The sequence below is a fragment of the Spiroplasma endosymbiont of Monopis laevigella genome (assembly GCF_964019975.1).
Classification (GTDB): domain Bacteria; phylum Bacillota_I; class Bacilli_A; order Mycoplasmatales; family VBWQ01; genus Spiroplasma_E; species Spiroplasma_E ixodetis_A.
Genome location: NZ_OZ026473.1, coordinates 19,174 through 39,640 on the forward strand (window position 1 = coordinate 19,174; position 20,467 = coordinate 39,640).

At 24.0% G+C, this 20,467-nt stretch carries 20 protein-coding genes; 18 read left to right on the forward strand and 2 right to left on the reverse strand.

Going from position 1 to position 20,467, the window contains the following annotated elements; translation table 4 throughout:
- Nucleotides 1-10 precede the first annotated feature (10 nt).
- The 3 genes from AACK94_RS00080 (at nt 11) to AACK94_RS00090 (ending at nt 4,551) form a co-directional block, all read left to right on the forward strand.
- Entirely contained in the window at nt 11-3,238 is a 3,228-nt protein-coding gene (locus AACK94_RS00080) for an ABC transporter permease (RefSeq protein ID WP_338975717.1), read from the forward strand.
- Nucleotides 3,239-3,334: 96 nt separating this feature from the next.
- Nucleotides 3,335-4,348, forward strand: coding sequence for an ABC transporter ATP-binding protein (locus AACK94_RS00085; protein ID WP_281748778.1), 1,014 nt, complete (start codon nt 3,335-3,337; stop codon nt 4,346-4,348).
- Between the two features lie 65 nt (nt 4,349-4,413).
- Nucleotides 4,414-4,551 (forward strand): hypothetical protein, encoded by a 138-nt coding sequence (locus AACK94_RS00090; RefSeq protein WP_338975719.1) that lies wholly within the window; start codon nt 4,414-4,416, stop codon nt 4,549-4,551.
- On the opposite strand, the gene AACK94_RS00095 is transcribed toward AACK94_RS00090, so the two are convergent.
- Nucleotides 4,538-5,443, reverse strand: a complete 906-nt coding sequence (locus tag AACK94_RS00095; protein WP_338976295.1) for an IS3 family transposase — start codon at nt 5,441-5,443, stop codon at nt 4,538-4,540. The genes AACK94_RS00090 and AACK94_RS00095 overlap by 14 nt on opposite strands.
- A gap of 175 nt (nt 5,444-5,618) precedes the next feature.
- Here AACK94_RS00095 and AACK94_RS00100 point away from each other — a divergent pair, with 175 nt between their 5' ends.
- A complete protein-coding gene (locus AACK94_RS00100) occupies nt 5,619-6,857 on the forward strand; it encodes an IS256 family transposase (protein WP_338976296.1) in 1,239 nt (412 codons plus the stop codon).
- Here AACK94_RS00100 and AACK94_RS00105 read toward each other — a convergent pair.
- A complete protein-coding gene (locus AACK94_RS00105; protein WP_338975721.1) occupies nt 6,844-7,632 on the reverse strand; it encodes a hypothetical protein in 789 nt (262 codons plus the stop codon). The two genes, AACK94_RS00100 and AACK94_RS00105, sit on opposite strands and share 14 nt — an antisense overlap.
- A gap of 102 nt (nt 7,633-7,734) precedes the next feature.
- Between AACK94_RS00105 and AACK94_RS00110 the strand changes: the two genes are divergently transcribed.
- The 14 genes from AACK94_RS00110 (at nt 7,735) to prmC (ending at nt 20,184) form a co-directional block, all read left to right on the forward strand.
- Nucleotides 7,735-8,166, forward strand: a complete 432-nt coding sequence (locus AACK94_RS00110) for a hypothetical protein (protein WP_338975722.1) — start codon at nt 7,735-7,737, stop codon at nt 8,164-8,166.
- 145 nt (nt 8,167-8,311) lie between these two features.
- Nucleotides 8,312-8,644, forward strand: a complete 333-nt coding sequence (locus AACK94_RS00115; protein WP_338975723.1) for a hypothetical protein — start codon at nt 8,312-8,314, stop codon at nt 8,642-8,644.
- Nucleotides 8,616-9,233 (forward strand): hypothetical protein, encoded by a 618-nt coding sequence (locus AACK94_RS00120; protein ID WP_338975724.1) that lies wholly within the window; start codon nt 8,616-8,618, stop codon nt 9,231-9,233. Before AACK94_RS00115 ends, AACK94_RS00120 begins: the two co-directional genes overlap by 29 nt.
- A gap of 102 nt (nt 9,234-9,335) precedes the next feature.
- Nucleotides 9,336-10,724, forward strand: coding sequence for a hypothetical protein (locus AACK94_RS00125; RefSeq protein WP_338975725.1), 1,389 nt, complete (start codon nt 9,336-9,338; stop codon nt 10,722-10,724).
- Nucleotides 10,717-11,532 carry a hypothetical protein gene (locus AACK94_RS00130; RefSeq protein WP_338975726.1) on the forward strand — a complete coding sequence of 272 codons (816 nt, stop codon included), beginning with the start codon at nt 10,717-10,719 and terminating at the stop codon, nt 11,530-11,532. The genes AACK94_RS00125 and AACK94_RS00130 overlap by 8 nt, the downstream gene beginning before the upstream one ends.
- The gene (locus tag AACK94_RS00135) at nt 11,504-11,854 is read left to right on the forward strand and encodes a hypothetical protein (RefSeq protein ID WP_338975727.1); all 351 of its coding nucleotides are present in this window, start codon (nt 11,504-11,506) and stop codon (nt 11,852-11,854) included. The genes AACK94_RS00130 and AACK94_RS00135 overlap by 29 nt, the downstream gene beginning before the upstream one ends.
- A 553-nt stretch (nt 11,855-12,407) precedes the next feature.
- A protein-coding gene (locus AACK94_RS00140; protein WP_338975221.1) for an IS3 family transposase occupies nt 12,408-13,525 on the forward strand; the annotation gives its coding sequence in 2 pieces (ribosomal slippage) (nt 12,408-12,678 and nt 12,678-13,525; 1,119 coding nt in all).
- A 154-nt stretch (nt 13,526-13,679) separates the two neighbouring features.
- Nucleotides 13,680-14,009: a 50S ribosomal protein L31 gene (gene rpmE, locus AACK94_RS07410; RefSeq protein WP_422397324.1), complete on the forward strand. Its 330-nt coding sequence runs from the start codon at nt 13,680-13,682 to the stop codon at nt 14,007-14,009.
- A 177-nt stretch (nt 14,010-14,186) separates the two neighbouring features.
- Nucleotides 14,187-16,157, forward strand: coding sequence for a hypothetical protein (locus AACK94_RS00150; RefSeq protein WP_338975729.1), 1,971 nt, complete (start codon nt 14,187-14,189; stop codon nt 16,155-16,157).
- Between the two features lie 14 nt (nt 16,158-16,171).
- Nucleotides 16,172-17,197, forward strand: coding sequence for a bifunctional oligoribonuclease/PAP phosphatase NrnA (locus tag AACK94_RS00155; RefSeq protein ID WP_338975730.1), 1,026 nt, complete (start codon nt 16,172-16,174; stop codon nt 17,195-17,197).
- A gap of 24 nt (nt 17,198-17,221) precedes the next feature.
- A complete protein-coding gene (locus AACK94_RS00160; protein ID WP_338975731.1) occupies nt 17,222-17,812 on the forward strand; it encodes a thymidine kinase in 591 nt (196 codons plus the stop codon).
- Nucleotides 17,813-17,827: 15 nt separating this feature from the next.
- Nucleotides 17,828-18,925, forward strand: coding sequence for a peptide chain release factor 1 (prfA, locus tag AACK94_RS00165; RefSeq protein WP_338975732.1), 1,098 nt, complete (start codon nt 17,828-17,830; stop codon nt 18,923-18,925).
- A gap of 17 nt (nt 18,926-18,942) precedes the next feature.
- Nucleotides 18,943-19,236, forward strand: coding sequence for a hypothetical protein (locus tag AACK94_RS00170; RefSeq protein ID WP_338975733.1), 294 nt, complete (start codon nt 18,943-18,945; stop codon nt 19,234-19,236).
- A 108-nt stretch (nt 19,237-19,344) separates the two neighbouring features.
- The gene (prmC, locus tag AACK94_RS00175; protein WP_338975735.1) at nt 19,345-20,184 is read left to right on the forward strand and encodes a peptide chain release factor N(5)-glutamine methyltransferase; all 840 of its coding nucleotides are present in this window, start codon (nt 19,345-19,347) and stop codon (nt 20,182-20,184) included.
- The last annotated feature ends 283 nt before the right edge of the window (nt 20,185-20,467 follow it).

Sequence of the window (20,467 nt, forward strand, 5' to 3'; positions counted from 1 at the left end):
TGGAGTTATAATGAGCAATCTTTTTGTTAATGTTTTAAGAGGAATCAAGAAAAGATTATTACAATATTTAGGTATTATAATACTATTAGTTATTGTAATTTCTACTCTTTCTGCACTTTATGGTACAGCATCAAGAGCTGAATCAGGTTTTTATACAGTATTAAACAATAGTGGTAAATATGACTATCGTATTAATTTACAATTATTAAATAATTATAAAGATACTGCTACTGCAACATCAAGAATCCAAACAATTATCAAAAAACAATTTAAAGATCATCTGCAAAAGCAAGAAATTTATAAACAGATAGATGAAATTAAAGAAAATAATCTTAGAAATAATAGTTTTCCTATCCTTCCTTCGGGAGTAGATATTAATAAAGATTTTGAAAATTATTTGTTAAATTGAGGATTAAGTTATCAAGGAATACTATTTAATGATATTTTAGAAAACGAAGTTAAAAATGATGAAATTTATAATTTGCAACATTATGAACTTGCTAAATCATTTTTTAAAACTTTTGATTATGAAAACGTTAGTTCTCTTAAAAAAATTTATTATTCATTAGAAAATGGATTTTATACTTCAGAAAAAAGTGAATCTTTTGATTTTGCTCCAAAAAGAAATAATATTAATGAAGTTTATATTTCCGAAGGTATTAAGCCTATTAATCCATTAGAAATAGTAATCAATCCTGAATTTGCACGTATTAATAATATTGAATTAAATGATTATATAACAGTTATTGATAAAGTTGAAAAGTTAAAAGTTGTTGGCTTTGGTTATGCTTATTGGGGAATTACTGGTAGTCGTACTGCAACAAATCCTAATCCGACATCTGAAAATACAAGTCCTGTTTATATGTCAAATCAATGGTTTAATAATTTAATAAAAGACTCTACATTTAGAACTAATTTAAATAATATATTTTTATTAAAAGTTAACAATAACGATAACTATTTTGTTAGTAAGTTAGAAGAACTTTTAATTAAAACTTTTAGTTTTAGTTTTGGTTCAATTATTAGTAGTGATAGCGAAGATATTCGATCAGGACAAATTCTAGAGAGTTTTAAAATGGAAAATATAATGTTTACAGCAATTACTCTTGTAGTATTATTAGTTATTATTTTTATCATTATGTCATATGTTAGAAAAGAAATTGATTTACAAAAACCACAGATAGGATTATTAAAAGCCCTTGGTTATAGTAATTTTCAAATTGCTATTAGTTTTGTAATTTTAATATTTTCGATAACATTCATTTCTAGTATTATTGGTTTAGGTATTGGTCTAGGGTTACAAATATGATTTAATTCGTTAAATAACATTGGGTTTTTTATGCCATTACCAATACTATTTTTTAGTTGGATAGTATTTATTGTAAGTTTAATAATTATTCCTATTATTTTTATAGTAATTAGTTATATGCAATCGGAAACAAAATTACGCGTTAGTCCATTATTATTAATTTATGATAGACCAAGTAATTCAAGTTCTAAACTAATTTCAGTTTTAAAATACCCCTTTCGTTATTGACCATTTAAACAGCGTTTAGCAATTGCTTTCACTCTAAAATCGGTTGGAAAACTATTTTTAGTATTTTTTACTTTTATTTTTGTTAGTTTTTTATTACTATTTCAAAGTTCAGCTACTGATTTATTTGATAATAAAATAAATAATTTATATGGATATTACAATAAAGATGTTAAATGAAATACATCAACTTCATCAATGTATACATATACTAATGATTCTAATTTAAGTATTGATAAGCAGGTTTTTGATTGAGTTTCAGAAAAAGATATTACGAAAGATAAAGAAACCGATACTAATAAATATCATCAATGAATAGCTGATGATTTTCATATTGATAATGATAATAAAGCTAAAAAAATTGAAAGTATTATTAATAATAATAACTTTAAAAATTATTTTATGAATAGTGAAGAAATTAATATCCTTTATCAAAAAACTAAGAACAAATCTGATTGTGAAGATTTTATTAATCCAAAAAAGATAATACCTGAACCATTAATGAAAATTATTTGTCAAAATATTCATCAAATATTTAATTATATTTCAACAAATACAGGTATTAATCCAGAAATAAACCCGTTTCCTGGTATTAGTTTAGGTTTAAATATTTATAATAATAAGTATTATCCAACTATTGAAATAAATTTAAGACCTCCTAATGAATGAAAAGGACATAATCAAGGTCGCATGCTTGCAAAAAAAATTAAAGCAACAGGACTTTATAATGATCCATATCAAGATTTAGTTTGAAAAAATTGATTTAACTTTAAAGAAGCAAAAAATCGTGATATTGATCCTATTTTTAATAATTCTCATAATTTACAATCACAAAAAGTTACTTATACTGATAATCAAGGACAAAATATAACAACTACAGCTTATATTTTACCAGCAGTTATTTCAAAAACATTATCAATTTTAAATGATTATAAAATTGATGATCACTTTTTAATGTTAGCAAGTTGATATAATTATACAATTCCAGTAATTTATCAAGTTAAAGGAATTATTGAAAATAATTTAGACAATTCGAATGTTTATATTAATCTTGATGATTTACGAACATCTATTGGATTAATAAAACCTTCCCCGTCAGAAGATCCAAAACCAATATCAGATTCTTTTAATCATTGATTATCTAAAGATAGCAATATTTTTCCATTAAATTATATAAATATTTTGCAACCATCTGCAGAATATACTAAAGAACAAATATTAGCAAAAAATTTAGAACCTATTAATAAAATACCTTTTATTAATGATTTAGTTAAAAGATTATTAGTTGAAATATTTGATGGAATTAGAACAATTATAAATATTACAAAAATTTTAACATTATTTGCTGTAGCTTTTGTATTGGTAATTATCGTTAATATGATTTTAGATAATAATTTATTAATTATTGCAATGATGAAATCTTTGGGTTATCGTGTAAATGAAATTAACAGATTGATTATTGGCTCCTATATTATTGCTTTATTGGTTGCTTTTATTTTAGGTACTATTATTTCTTATGTTGTGTGGAATATTATTACTTTAATTATTGCAACTAAAGCAGGCGTTGTTTTTAATTTGGCTGCTAATCTAGTTACAATTTTATCTTGCTTTGGAATGGTATTTTTAATAATGGTTATTGGCTATGCTGTTGGGTTATATTTAATTAAATACAAACCAGTAACAGCTTTATTACAAGGAAGTTAAAATATTTTTTAAGTATTTCTATATAAATAAGGTAAAGTAATTGATAAAATGAGTGTGTTGTTTATAAAAGCATGGAATTAAAAAGGAGAAATGATTATGAAAAAAGATAATAAGGAAATTAAAAAAGATGATAAAGACATTGGAAGTAAACAAGTAACTAAAAATAAGTTAGAATCTAGTTTTACAAAGAAGTCAGTATCTAAAAATGAAGCTACAATACCACCAGTAACCCATAAATCTCATGATAAAGCAGAATCAAAGGAAGAAATAGAAGCTAATAAAGCCAAATTGCAAGCTTTTAAAGATAATCAAAAAGCAATTAAAAAATTAACAAAAACTCATTCAAAAGAAATTTTAGCAGGTAAAATTATATCAATGACTAATAATACTCCTGATACTCAAACTAATGTTATTGAATTATTTGATGTTAAAAAATCTTACTTAACTGGAGACTTAGAATATGAAGTATTAAAAGGAGTTAATTTAAAAATTAAATTAGGTGATTTTGTTGTTATCTTAGGACCATCGGGAAGTGGTAAGACAACATTATTAAATATTATTTCGGGATTGGATAAACCTAATACTGGTGATGTTTTTGTGGCGGGATACAATTTATCTTTATTAAAAGATAGTCATTTAACTAAATTTAGACGAGATAATGTTGGTTTTATTTTTCAACAATACAATTTATTAACTAACTTAACTGCTCGTGAAAATGCTGAAGTTGGTGAAAATCTTGCTAAAAATAAAAATATGAGTATTGATGATATTTTTCAAGTTATTGAAATGGATGAACATATGAATAAATTTCCAAGTCAATTATCAGGTGGGCAACAACAAAGAGTATCGATTGGTAGAGCACTAGCAAAAAATCCGACAATTTTATTTTGTGATGAGCCAACAGGAGCACTTGATGAGGAAATGGGGCGTAAGGTATTAGAGATTTTATTGGATGTTAATCGAGAATATAAAACATCAATTATTATGGTTACTCATAATCCTAACTTCCAATATGTTGCAAATACTGTTATTAACGTTAAAAATGGTAAAATTATTAGTGTAAAGAATAATGAAAAACCAATGAAACCAAGTGAAATAAATTGAAGTTAATATTATTAATTAAATAAACTAACAAATTGTTAATAGAAAAAATATCATAACAAAGGAGTAAAAATATGATATTTTTTGAAACCCCTAGATTAAAAATTAGATATTGAGAAGATAGTGATTTAGATGAACTTGTTTTATTAAATTCTGATAAAGATGTCATGAAATATGGAATGGCAACCCTTTTTAGGACTATTTTTTGGTAGACATTTGTTTTTGATAACTAACTGGAGTTAGGTAGTTTAGAGTACTGTGAATTCTTATGTTTTTATATCAATTGATGTAATCAAATAATTCTAATTTTAATTGGATTAATGATGTAAAATTTTTATCATTAATAAATTCAATTTTGAAAGTTTTAAAAGTTGCTTCAGCAACAGCATTGTCATAAGGACATCCTTTTTTGCTTAAAGATCGAGTTATGTTGAAAGCTAATAAAAGTTTATCAATAGTTTTATTATTGAATTCATTACCGCGATCAGTATGAAATATTTCAATATCTTTTAAACAGTGATTTGATTGCATAAATGCTTGATATACTAATGATGCATCTTTTTTAACTCCAACACTATGTCCAATAATTTCGCGGTTAAATAGGTCGATTAATAGGCAAATATAGTTTCATTTACCATTAACTTGAACATAAGTTAAATCACTAACAATAACTTCATTTTTAATTCTATTATTAAAGTTTCCATTAACAAGATTGGTTATTTGACTATCATTGACTTTATTATGATAATTTTTGAATGATAATTTAGTGTATTTTGATATTAAATTATGCTTATTCATAATTTCTTTAATTTTTCTGCGTGATAAATAAATTTCTTGGTTTGCTAGTATGACTTTTAATCTTCTAGTACCATAAACTTCTTTATTTTCTTTAAAAGCACTAATAACAGCTTGTTCATAAATATTATTTTGAATTTTATTTTTTTTCTTTAAATTAAAATAATATGTTGATTTAGAGAGTTTTAAAAAATGACACATTGTGCGAATTTTATATTTAGATTTATTATTTGCAATAATCTCTACTTTCTGCCTATTATTAGTGCTGCTTGCTTTAAAATATCAATTTCCATTCGTAACTGTTTTAATTCTTTATTTGCTTGAATTAATTGTTTTTCTAAATCTGAAAGATTATCTTTAGTTTTAAAACTACCTGAATTAGTAAATTGCGGAAATGTTTAGTAATCTGTGTAACTTACAAAAATAACTATGTTTAATTAATTCTAGTAAATATAATTAAATGACTAGAAAGAGTGAGTTACAGATGGCTAAAAAAGATAACTTTAATAATAATGATCCAATATCAAAAGCAGTAGATTTATTACTAGAAAATACTGAAGATTTAACAACAGTTTTTAAACCTGGCGGTTTATATAAAGAATTAGCAAAAAGATTAGTTGAAAAAATGTTGAATTCTGAAATGCAAAATTATTTAGGATATGAAAAAAATCAACATAGTACTACTGAAAATGCTCGTAATGGTACAAGTTCAAAAAAATTAATAACTCAACAAGGTAAAATTGAAATTGATGTACCAAGAGATCGCAATAGTAATTTTACTCCTGTAATAGTTCCTAAAAGGCAAAGAAGATTTGATGGTTTTGATCAACAAGTTCTTTCCTTGTATGCAAAAGGAATGACATTATCTGACATTAGAATGCAGTTGCAAGAGTTATATCATGGTGCTGATATTAGTGAAAGTGTTATTAGTCAAATTACTGATGATGTTATTGATGATGTTAAAGCATGACAAAATCGACCATTAGAAAGTATTTATCCTATTGTTTATTTTGATTGTATAGTAGTTAAAGTACGACAAGATAAACGGATTATTAACAAATCAGTTTATATAGCATTAGGAGTTGATTTAGAAGGCAAAAAAGATGTTTTAGGATTATGAATTAGTGAAAATGAAGGTTCTAAGTTTTGATTATCTAATTTCACAGAAATGAAAAATCGTGGCTTAAATGATATTCTTATTGCTTGTAGTGATAATTTAACAGGCATGTCAGAAGCAATACAATCAGTTTATCCTAAAACAGAACATCAATTATGCATTGTTCATCAAATTAGAAATAGTTTAAAATATGTTTCATACAAACATCGAAAATGTCTAGTTGCAGATTTAAAACCAATTTATAGTGCATGTAGTGAAGAACAAGCAATGCAAGCTTTAGAATCGTTTGAAAGTAAATGAAATAAACAATATCCTCAAATTACTAAATCTTGATATAAAAATTGAGATAATTTAATGGTTTTTATTAGTTATCCAGTAGAAATCAAAAGAGTGATTTATACTACAAATGCTATTGAATCTGTTAATAGTCAATTACGAAAAATCATCAGAAATAAAAAAGTTTTTCCTAATGATATGGCAGTTTTCAAAATATTTTACTTGGCAATTGAAAATATAACAAAAAAATGAACATTGCCTATTCAAAATTGAAATACAGCAATTGCTCATTTTATGATAAAATTTGAAGACAGAATTAATCTAAATTAGTAACTTTGTAAAACAAAGATACACAGATTATTAAAAAGCCTCGAATGAAAAGATAAAATAAGCACTCTTTATAAGAGTAATTCGTAATAAAATCATTATGCTCTGGGTCATTCCTAAATTTATCTTTATTTTTTTTACTATTAAATTTTATTATTTCGTCAATTACTTCCTTATTTAAATCAATGTATTTTTTTAGAATATTTAAATCTGGATGAGCGATATCATTTGAAATCAATACTTTTAAATAGTCTAAAGTATATTTTTTTTCTTTATTAACAAGTACTTGATTTATTTTCTTAAGAAATCTTTCATTTATAGAATATATGTTATTAGCATAATTGATTATTTGTTCATTTTTGTTTCCAAATTCTAATTCTCTAATATTAGTTTTATCCGATTTTAAGTTATTTAGAAAAGCATTTATTTCTATTCATTCATTAAATAATTGTTTAAGTGAATCTCTATTCGAAAGTCTTTGATTGAGTTCTTTATAATGTTGATCTAAAAATTCTTCAGAAATATATTCAATGCCTAATTTTTTATTTAAATTTCTTATATTTTTTGCTACTCCACTAATTTCTGACTCAATAATACTTCTTAAATTTATTGCATTTGTATTTTGAAAGTTTACTTCATTAAAAAATTTATAAAATTGATTAATAATGATGTTTTCAATTAAATAATCAGAATCTCAACTATTGATAGATTTTTTTCTATTTTCAAAAGTTAGTAAAATTGCAATTATATAATCTTCAAGTTTATTTAAATTTAACACTTTATAATTCCTCGGTTTCAAATATGAATTTATATATGTTTATTATCGCAAATAATAAGGTTAAATATAACCTTATTTTTTATTTCAGAAAGGAGGATTAATATGCAAAATTTAATCCCAAAAGCTATTCGTCGAACTCGCTTAGAGTTCTTTCGTGGCATATCAATTATTGAATTCGTATTAGCAATAATATGAATTGTGTTAGCGGCTGCAATATTTTTAATTTTGCCACTACAATGATATATTCGAATTCCAATCTTTCTCTTTGGTTCATTTTTAGTAGCACCTTTAATTTGTCCAATGATGGGACATTTAAGAGGGTGAGAAGTTATTTTATTATGAATCAAATATTTAATTGCTCCCAGAAAATATCAAGAAAAAACTAAACAAGATACTAGTTTGTTAGTTCCTTATGATTGTGTAGTAAAAGAACACTTTATTAAAACCCAATTATTGGGTGACTGCTTAATGATAAACGTAAGAACCATAATCAAATTATCATTGGTACTAGTGGTAGTGGTAAATCTACCTTAACTAAAAAAGAAATTGTTTTTCACTTAAATATGGGGCGAACTGTTATTGTTATTGACCCTGAGCGGGGGAGTATCGAAACTTATGTAACTATTACAAAGGTCAATGAATTGATACTGGTAATGCTACTATCGGCCGTATTAATCCTTTGCAAGTTTTAGATAATAATTTTAAAGAATTAGATGAAGCTACAACTGAAAACTTTGATGAAATTAATGAATCTCCAGTATCTAATCATTTGCGAACACTAACACAATGATTTAGAACACTATATCATGATTTAAAAGAAAGAGAATTACGAGTTCTAATTAATGAAATTCAAAAAACATATACTAAATTTCAAATTACTAACGCTACTGATATTAGTAAATTGAAATCAGGGCAATTCCCTACTTTACAAAATTTATATGAAACTATTTGTCACAGTTACCAAGAAAAGCCAAATAAAACTAATGGATATTATTCAGTATGACTTTTGTAATGATGGTCAATATAGTAAATTATGAAACGGTCACACAACATTAAATTTTAATAATCAATTTGTCGTTTATGATGTTTGAACATTATTTGATCAAGATATTCCTAAAATTACAGCTGCGCAGTTATATTTAGTTCTTGCTTTTATTAAAGGTGAAGTTAAACGTAATCGATTTAAAAAAGATAAAGAATTAATCATAGTTATTGACGAAGCCCACTTAGCTATTGATAAGAACAATCCTGTATCTCTTAACTTTATGTATCAAATGGTAAAACGTTGTCGTAAGTACCATTCTGGAATTATTATCACCACTCAAAATATTAATGACTTTACAGGTACTGAAGATATTAAAAAGAAAACAACAGCAATGATTAATAAAACCCAATATACTTTTATTTTCAACTTAACTCCAAGTGATCTAAATGATGTTAAATTACTATATCAATCATATGGTGGTCTTTCACCTGAAGAAACTGATTTTATTCAAAGAGCAGGTAAAGGTGATACTTTAATGATTGTTCATAGTTACGAACGTTATTGCTTGAATATTAATATTTTAAACAGTGAATTTAAAGCTTTTGATAATAATTAATTTATAACCCCTAGTTAGCTAAAATTAAGCTAACTAGGGGTTATTTTTAATTTAAAATCATGTTAATATTTTAGTGTTAATTATTTGTACTAAGGGGGCTATATGAGAATAAATTTACATCAACATACAAAAAGAACAAAGAAAAGCGAGCCTGAAACAAGGAATTTAGATATTAATAATGAAGAACATATAAATTTGTTCATTAATAACTTAAAGCATTGAGATGTTGGTATAGTTGAAATAACTAATCATAATTTTTTTGATAAGAAATCATTTGATATATTAGAAGAAAGATGCAAAAAAGAGGGAATACTTCTTTTGCCAGGCATTGAAATTGACATTTTAGATACTAATTCTAAGTCCCATAATCTAGGAATAATAGTTAGTAACTATAAAAAAGATGAATGAAATGAAATATGCTCTGAATTTTTAACTTCAGATAAATATTGTGATAAATTTGCAATTAAATTGTCTGATCTAATTAAAAAAATTGAATCATTAGAAAAAATTTTTTTAGTACCAAATAAACAAAAATCCAATAATAACTTAGAATTACCAATAGATGATTTAAAAATAATTCAAAATGATAAAAATGGCATTTGATTTTTTGAAACAACTAATAAAATTTCTTCTCATATTTTAAGTTATAAAGGCAAAAGAACTTTTTATGGTTCAGATGAAAAAGATATTTTTAATCCAAAATATAAAGATTTACCTGATTCTAAAATAAAAATTGATTCTTTTGCAAACCTTTTAAAATTCTTAAATAAAGATTTATTCTTTTTAAGAAAGGAAATGGAAGAAAAAGTGTTAATGGAAATAGAAGTTTGTCCCAAAAAATGAAGTGAAAATCAGAAATTTCCTATTTTTAAAGATGTTAATGTCATTATTGGTCCTAGAGGAGTTGGCAAAAGTGAATTATTTAAAGAAATAAAAACAAAAATAAATGAAAGAAGTTCAAAAGAATATTTATCATATGAGCAAAATAATAATAATTATAATCAAATTTTGAATGAAATTACTTCTAAATTTCAATGCACAATAGACTTTCAGAATGAAATTCATGATTTAAATAGTATTTTTACTATAAAAACTAAGTCAAGTTTTAATTTTAATGAAATTCTAAAGAATTTTTTATCTATAGGCAAATTTTACAAAAATCAAAAAATTACTAATTATGATGCATGAACCAAAATTGAGTTTTCTTCTAATTTGATTAAAAATACTTCTGATTATAACTATTTTAATAATTTTTATTCTGATATAAAATTAGATATTTTAAATTTGAGAAAAACTTTAGAAATAATTGAACTAAATAAAAATCAAAGTAATTTTTTAACTGATAATTATATTTTAGTTAAGAATTATATAAATAAAATAATTGAATTAAAAGTTGAAGAACTAAAAAAATTATTCATAAAAAATAAGTCTTTTAACTATTACAAAAAATGTTATTGAAAATATAAAATCTGTAATTGAAAATATGACTAGCAAAAAAGCTATGCCCTCTGAATTAGGTTTTGTTCACATGTTTAAATTAAGAGAAAGACTGCATAAAAGTATTGAAAAAATTTTAAACTTTCAAAAAACTTCTACAAATAAACAAATTTTGGGAGATGTTTTAAATAATAAAACTTTATACTTAAAAAGAGAATTTTATTATCCTGTAGAAAAAGTAGAAGGATATAAAAATATGGGCTCGTTAAACTTTAAAAAATATCAATCTATAAGAAAATTATTATTAGAAATTAATGAAAATATTTGAAAAAATTCATTACAAACAAAAATAAATAAACTAATTAAATATTTGAATGATGAAGAAATTAACTCATTACAAAAAGATGATTTTATTTGGTACAAAGATATTATACAAGATCAAAATGGTAATGAACATAATCCATCCCCTGGGGAACAAGCTATTTTAAAATTAACTAATTATTTAGAGTTAGAACAAGATTGTTATTTTTTAGATGAGCCAGAAAATGGTTTAGATAATCACTTTATAAACGAAATTATCGTTCAAAAAATAAATAAATTAGCCAGAGATGGCAAAGCTGTTATTATAGTTACACATAATGCTAATATTGGAGTTAGAACACTGCCATATTTAACAATTTACAGAGAATTAAATAAAAACCAAAATACTGAAAATAAGACATACTTAGGAAATTCATTTAAAGAAACTATGCATAATATTCAAAATGAAGAAACTGATTTTATTTGAGCAGATATTTGTGAAAAAATTTTAGAAGGTGGAGAGGAAGCATTTAATGACAGATCAAATTACTATGGAAAATAATTATCTTTATAAAATAGAGTTAAAAGATAAAGAAAATATTTTAATTGTAAAAAATTTAATTACAAATGAGGATATTAATTTATCTTTATTTAATGCTAATGAACAAGAAATATCAAATATTTTTGAAAATGTTACAAATAATTTATGAAATATAGAAGAAAAAGATTTAGAAAAAAGCGAAATAATTAATTTATCTTTAATTAAAGAAGATAAAGAAAATATAAATAATCAAATAGTTTTAACATTTGCAAATATATTTAATAGAGAAATTAAATTAATTAAAGAAGATATTTTAAAAATAAAAAAAGAATTATTAATTTAAAATTGTAACACCATATTCCCCACTTAGAGTTAAACTTTTAAGTGGGGTATTTTTTATTTACTTAGTAAAATTAATGTAGTATTAATTAATTTTTAAAAGCAGAATAGGAAATTGATATCAATACAAGAACAAATTAGTATTGTTTTTTATCACAAAAATTAGTTGATGTTTTTAAAAGAGCATTAGAAGATTTAAAGTTTGAATATGAAGATAAAGAAACATTCCATTCAAAATCAAAAAAAGGAAAATTAATAATATCTTTGGTGATTTTAACTTATAGCCATCAATCGATATAAACATTGAGATAAATATAAATATCGTTATGTTTATCTTTCTAATTTAGCATTAGGTATTAAAAAATATCAAAGCAGTACTAATCATTTACAAATTAAAGTTTTATCTTTAATTACTGAAAGTAAATATTTTTTATTGTATTTAATTAACTGAAAAATGTATCAATTATGTAAATAATATTTTTGGATGGGTTACACTTTATTGGACACTAATTACATAGACAAGTGAACAAATTAGTTAAAAGAAAGGAATTATAATTATGGTCACTATTAACTCATATTCAGATGAATTTAAAAAACAAATAGTAGCTTTATATCAAAGTGGCAAATCAGTATCTTGCCTTGTTAAAGAATACAATGTTACAAGAGCAGCTACTTACAATTGAATTAAGCAATTTACTAATTCAGGTAGTTTTAAAACTAAAGATAATCTTTCAGATTTAGAAAAACAATTAATTCAAGCAAATAAAGAATTAAAACAGTTACGAATGGAAATTGATATTTTAAAGCAAGCAGCACTAATAATAGGCAGAAAGTAGAGATTATTGCAAATAATAAATCTAAATATAAAATTCGCACAATGTGTCATTTTTTAAAACTCTCTAAATCAACATATTATTTTAATTTAAAGAAAAAAAATAAAATTCAAAATAATATTTATGAACAAGCTGTTATTAGTGCTTTTAAAGAAAATAAAGAAGTTTATGGTACTAGAAGATTAAAAGTCATACTAGCAAACCAAGAAATTTATTTATCACGCAGAAAAATTAAAGAAATTATGAATAAGCATAATTTAATATCAAAATACACTAAATTATCATTCAAAAATTATCATAATAAAGTCAATGATAGTCAAATAACCAATCTTGTTAATAGAAACTTTAATAATAGAATTAAAAATGAAGTTATTGTTAGTGATTTAACTTATGTTCAAGTTAATGGTAAATGAAACTATATTTGCCTATTAATCGACCTATTTAACCGCGAAATTATTGGACATAGTGTTGGAGTTAAAAAAGATGCATCATTAGTATATCAAGCATTTATGCAATCAAATCACTGTTTAAAAGATATTGAAATATTTCATACTGATCGCGGTAATGAATTCAATAATAAAACTATTGATAAACTTTTATTAGCTTTCAACATAACTCGATCTTTAAGCAAAAAAGGATGTCCTTATGACAATGCTGTTGCTGAAGCAACTTTTAAAACTTTCAAAATTGAATTTATTAATGATAAAAATTTTACATCATTAATCCAATTAAAATTAGAATTATTTGATTACATCAATTGATATAACAACATAAGAATTCACAGTACTCTAAACTACCTAACTCCAGTTAGTTATCAAAAACAAATGTCTACCAAAAAATAGTCCTAAAAAGGGTTGCCATTCCACATTTTTACAACATAATCTACCAAAATAAAAACTCTATCCATCATTAATATTTATTTGCTTTTTTATATTGTTAATGATATTATTTTTAAGTACTTTTTATTAATAGTAATTTTATAAGTGAGGTGAAACCATGGCAAAAGCAAGCATCCATCCAGAGTATTTTCAAACTAAAGTAACATGTATAACATGTAGCAATAATTTTATAAGTGGTTCAACTAAGGGTAAAGAAATCCGTGTTGATACATGTTCAAGTTGTCATCCATTTTATACTGGAAAACAATCATTTGTTTCAGCAAAAGGAAGAGTTGAACGCTTTAATACAAAAGCAAGTAAACAAGTTGAAACAAAAACAAAAACTGTTGAAATAAACAAAGCAAAACCACAAAATACTAAAACTATTGTATTAGAAACAGCAAAAGATGTTCTAAAACTAACTGATACTAAACAAGTTAAAAAATAATTTTAATTAAACTAGAAACTAATCATAGTTTCTTTTTTTATACTCTAAAAATAAAATTATTTACAGACATATTTAACATTAATTAAGTTAAAATATTGTATGTATACAACCCAATAAATATAGAATATAATTTTAATAGTATATGAAATAAAAAACTTTAAGGTAGGGAATGGTTTTATGGAAAAATCATCTGATTTTAATAAATTGGTAATAAGTAAAGGTATTAGATATAATACTGAGCAAACTAGTAACTTTAATTTTAGTATTATTAATTTATCCGTTGAAAAAGCCGTAAAAGATTGAAGTTTTGAAGGAAAATATCCTAGTTGCTTGGCAATTTTTAGTAATGATGAAGATAATATTGAAAAATTAATTAATGCTCTAGCAGGTTCTTCTGCTATTATGGAGGGTAAAATTTTAATTGATGATATTGATGTTACTTATAATAGTATTGGTTTTGAACGAAAAATGGCTTATGTTAGTATGCATTTACAGAGTTGAAATAAATTATTTAGTATTCAACGTAACTTAGCAAGAACAGCAGTTACTAATAAACCTTTTTTACAAGAAATAAGTAATATTAATCAAAAAATTAAGACTGATATTGAAAACTTAAAAAATACAGGTTTAAATTTAGACAGTGGTTATTTTAAAGAAAAATTAATTAATATTATTAAAAATTTTATTAATGAGACACAAAGCACTCGTAATAATTTTATTAAAGAATATCAATATCAAATTAATCATTTTCATAAAAACTTTGCTCAAGAGAAATTTAATTTTGCTGGAAGTGAAAAATTAACAGATATTCTAATTAAAAAATTCACTGCCGAAGAAAAAAATATTATTGCAAATAATAACTTATTATTTTTACAATCTTTGCAAGATCGTATTTCTAGTTTGGAAAGTTTAGTGGGACCATGTTTTTGTGGATGTAATCCACCAAAAGAAAGAAAATGAGAGTTTCAACTACGAGAAATTAGTTTTGTTATTAAAGAAATAAATAATTATTTAAATAGAGAGATTAGTACTACTAGAAGTGAAATTAGAACTACATTAAAAACTTGTAACAATCATAATCAAAATTTTAATAGTGAACTTAATCATTTAGTTTCATATCAACAAATTAAATGTACTCGTAGTCAAATTGATCAAATTTTAGACCAGTGAATTGACTTAGCAGAAGTACAAAGAATTAAATTTAATATGAAACAAGATTTTGTGGCAATGCAACTTTTACCAGATGAAATGCATTTACTTTTAAAAAATATTAAAGATGAAATTAAAATCTATCATGATAAAATTTTAAAAAATCCACAGTTACAAGATAAAGAAACATATCAACAACAATTACAAACTTTATATTCACAGTTAATTGATGTCCGTGATTTAATTAGTGAAAATATTGTTATGATATTTAAACATTTAGATCTAAGTCATTTATTGTCACTACGTTTAACACAATTAACAATAGTAGAGCGACAAATAATAAAAATCATTCAACAATTAATTGTGCCTACTAAAATTTTAATTTTACATAACCCATTTGAACTTTTAAATGTTGATAATAAAGAACAATTAGCAAATTGAATTAAAAAATTACAAAAATTTTTTAAAATAATTATTATTTTTACAACTAATAATCAAGTTGATATTAATTTATTAGCAACTAATGTTACTGTTATTGAAAATGAAATAATTATTCAACAAGGAAATGTTAGTGAGATCACTGATAAACCATTATCTTTAAATTTATTAAAAGAAATAAATGAACAGCATATTAATATCGCAAAGGGAGAATGAAATGCTCATAATTTATATTTTTATAATGTAAATTTAGGTAAGTTTGGTGCTAAAACCGCTTCTACTATTGCTTTTAAATCAAATGCCATTTTGTTTAGTGCAAAGAAACCACGATTTACTTTTTTAAAAAATTCAATTATTATTAATGGTGTTATTAAAAATATTACTAAAGTTGATGATAAAAAAGCATATTTATTGGTTGAAACTACTAAATCAGAACAATTTGAAGTTTTAACTAATAATAATGATAATTTAGAAGTGGGAACTGTTGGTTGAATTAGTATTACTAAAAATTCAATTTTTGTTTTTGATGATGAAACAAAGCAATTAATTGGTACATGATAGAAAGGATATATAATATGAATAAGTTTAAAAAAGAAGCACAAGCAATTTATGAATTAATAAAAATTAGTAATCCAATTATTATTCATCGTCATATTAATCCTGATGGAGATGCTTTGGGTTCACAATGAGGATTAAAAAAAATTATTGAAGATAATTTTGAAAATAAAAAAGTACTTGTTCCAGGTGAAACAAATGAACATATGGCATCATTATTTCCACAACCAACTTTTGTTAAAAAAGAAGATTATGAAAATGCACTAGTAATAGTCACTGATACAGCTAATCGCGAACGAATTAGTGGCGAATTTTGAGAAGAAGGAAAAAAGATAATTAAAATTGATCATCATCCAATTGTTGATAAATATGGTGATATTGATTTAATTGAAGAAAAGGCTTCTGCTGCTTGCCAAGTAGTGGCAAAATGAGCACAAGTATTGAATTTAAAAGTTTCTGCTTTAGCAGCTAGAAATTTATTTCTTGGTTTAGTTACTGATTCTGGTAGATTTTTGTATCGCTCTGTTAATGAAGAAACTTTTCAGATTGCTAGTTTTTTAGTTAAACAAAATTTTAATTTATTAGACTTATATCAAAGTTTATATATTCAAAATTTAAAAATCGCAAGATTGAAAGGATATATATTATCAAATTTTAAAATTACTGATAATGGTGTTGCTTATATAATATTTAACGATAAAATAATTACTGACTTACAAACAAAAATTATTACTCAAAATAAAATATTAAATATTAAAGGTGAAGTTGTTTTAACTAGAGAAGATTTAACTAGCCAAGTTAATGTAATGTCAAATATTGATGGTATTAAAATTTGATTAATTGCTGCTTATGATCAAATGAATAGTAAAATCAAAGTTAGTGTTCGTAGTGCAAGATGAATAATTAATGATACTATTGCCAAGTTTGGTGGTGGTGGTCATCAGACAGCAGCTGGTGCATATTTACAAAATATTAATGAAGTTGAAAAATTGATTGATAGTTTAGATAAAATTGCTAGTAAATCACCAGAATTAACAAACAATTAAAATTAGAGATGGAGTTGGATATAAATGTATAGTCGTTATAATGAGGGATGAATTGAAGTAATTACTGGTTGTATGTTTGCTGGAAAAACCGAAGAGTTTATGCGACGTATAAATCGTTTACAGTATGCTAAACGCAAAGTGCTAGTTTTTAAACCCAAGGTTGATATTCGTTATGATGCTAAAAAAGTAGTAAGTCATAAAGGAGTATCTATCACAGCGATAGTAATTGATGATCCAATGCAAATATTAAAACATGTAGATAAAGAAATAGAAGCAGTTGCAATTGATGAAGTACAATTTTTTAAACCATCAATTATTGAAGTGATTAAAACATTAGCAAATCAAAATAAGCAAGTTATTGTTGCTGGTTTAGATCAAGATTTTCGTGGTGAACCATTTCTTGTTACTAAAGAATTATTAGCCTTAGCAGAATTTGTAACTAAATTAGATGCTGTTTGTGTAAAATGTGGTAAAGCAGCAACAAGGACACAACGTATTATTAATGGCCGAGAAGCTAGATATGATGATGAAATTATTTTAATTGGTGCGCAAGAACAATATGAAGCTCGATGTCGTAGTCATCATCGTGTCTTAACAAATAATCAGAATAGATAAATCAGGTGTGATATTATGAATGAAAAAACATTAGAACAGTTAATGCAACTTACTAAAAAATATAGTGAAATTGAAAAGCAGTTAGAAAATCCCGAATTAATTCCTCGTGATAAATACACTGAATTAACAAAAGAACATAGTAGATTAGAACCAATTATTGAACAATATTGAAAATATGAAAAAATTAACAAAGAAATTATTGAAACAAAAAAGGCATTAGCAACCGAACAGGATCAAGAACTTTGTGAAATGCTTAAAATAGATATTAAAGCAAATGAAATAGAATTAGAAAAAGCAGAAAATGAATTAAAACTAACACTAATTCCTAAAGATATAAATGATGATAAAAATGTTATTATTGAAATCAGAGGAGCTGTTGGTGGTGATGAAGCAAATATTTTTGCTGGTGATTTATATCGTATGTATAGTAAGTATTGTGAAATTCAACGATGAAAAATTGAAACTATTGAGGCAAAGGAAGCAATAAATGGTGGATTTAGTTATATTGCTTTTATGGTTAAAGGTAAACATGTATTTGCTAAATTAAAGTTTGAAGCTGGTGGACATCGTGTTCAGAGAGTTCCAAAAACCGAATCACAAGGACGAGTTCATACTTCAATTGCAACGGTTGCTGTATTGCCAGAAGTTAATGAAGTTGAAATTAAAATAAATAATTCTGATTTAAGAATTGATACTTATCGTTCTAGTGGTGCTGGTGGTCAACATGTTAATACTACCGATTCAGCAATTAGAATTACTCATATTCCAACGGGTGTTGTTGTAACTTCACAGGACGGACGAAGTCAACATGATAATAAAGATAAAGCAATGCGGGTATTAAGAGCTAAACTTTATGAAAAAAAAGTTGAAGAAGAACAGGGAAGAATTGGTAATTTAAGAAAAACAGCTGTTGGTAGCGGTGATCGTTCAGAAAAAATTAGAACATACAATTATCCACAAAATAGAGTAACCGATCATCGGATTGGATTATCTTTATTAAAGTTAGATCGTATTATGGAAGGTAATATTGATGAAATTATTATTGCTTTAATTAGTAGTGAACAAAAAGAAAAATTAGAAAATATTGATGAAAATATTACAGTATTAAAGTAAAGAAGGAAGAAATTATTATGGATTTTAAGATTTTAGACTCTAGAACAAAAATTTTGTTTTTAATATCAGTTATTTTTTTATATGCGACATTAGGAACATTTATTACATTAACTTTTAGTAGTGGTATTATTCACATTTTATTTTTAGTTTTAACATTATGATTTGCTAGTGCATCTAGTTTAATTTTTCATTATTTATTATGAAAAAATTTAGAATTTTTACGAAATATTAATGGTAACAATATTAATAATTTTGGTTTTATTATTAGTATTTGTAGTTACATTATTCTTTTTCCAATTATTTATTTTTAGTATTATTGTTTTAATTCTCGTTGTTAATAATTTAATAAAAAAAACTTCAAGAAATAATAATTCATCTGTTAATTTTCAATAAAATATTTATTTTTGGAGTATAAATTAATGACTTATAGAGATTATCTTTTATTAGCAAAAAAAATTAATAAAAAAAATGAACAAATTAATAAGATAATTTTATTAAAGTTTATTAATAAAGATTTATCTTGATTATATGCAAATCTTAGTCAAACAATAGCAATAGATTTTTTAGAATCATATTTACAACTAGTTAAAAAATTTGTTGCTGGCTATCCTTTACAATATATTATTGGTTATCAATGATTTCTTGATCATAAGTTTGTTGTTGATAATAGAGTATTAATTCCTCGTAATGAAACTGAAGAACTAGTTAAAAATGTTTTTGTCTATGCACAAAACATTTTTAATAATGATAATTTAAAAGTATTAGATTTAGGAACAGGTAGTGGTGCTATTGCTATTAGTTTAGCGTTAAAGAAACCTAATTGAAATATAGTAGCAAGTGATATTAGCAAAGATGCATTAACTATTGCTATCATTAATAATGATAATTTTAACCTAAAAAATATTAATTTTGTTGAAAGCGATATATTTACAAATCTTAAAAATCATAAATTTAATATTATTATTTCAAATCCGCCATATATTGATGAGACAGCGAATACTTTTTCAAAACATAATTTACAATATGAACCAAAATTAGCTTTATTTGCTGATCATAAAGGATTATATTTTTATGAAGTAATTTTTCAACAATGTCATGCAGTTTTAGAAAAATCTTTTTTATTAGCATTTGAATTTGGTTTTGATCAAAAAGAAGCACTAACTATTCTTATTAAAAAGTATTTACCACAATATAATTACAAATTTATTAAAGATATTAATAATAAATGAAGAATGCTATTTATTTGGCAAACATTATAACATATAAAAACAATTTAAGAACAATAATTTTATCACTCAAAAGGTGACTATTTTATTTTTTGAAAAGGAAAATCTCATTTAATCTTTCAATTATGATAACGGGGGCAGTTTTAATGTGGCGTATCATTGAAATATTAAAATATTTTCAGTATTCTTGTTCGGTTAATATAGCATTTCTAATGGAAAAATTTAATGTTACATTTCGAACTTTACAAAGAAATATTACTTTTATTAATACAATGTTAATAAAAATTAGTAATTGCAATATTTCCAGAAAGCAAGA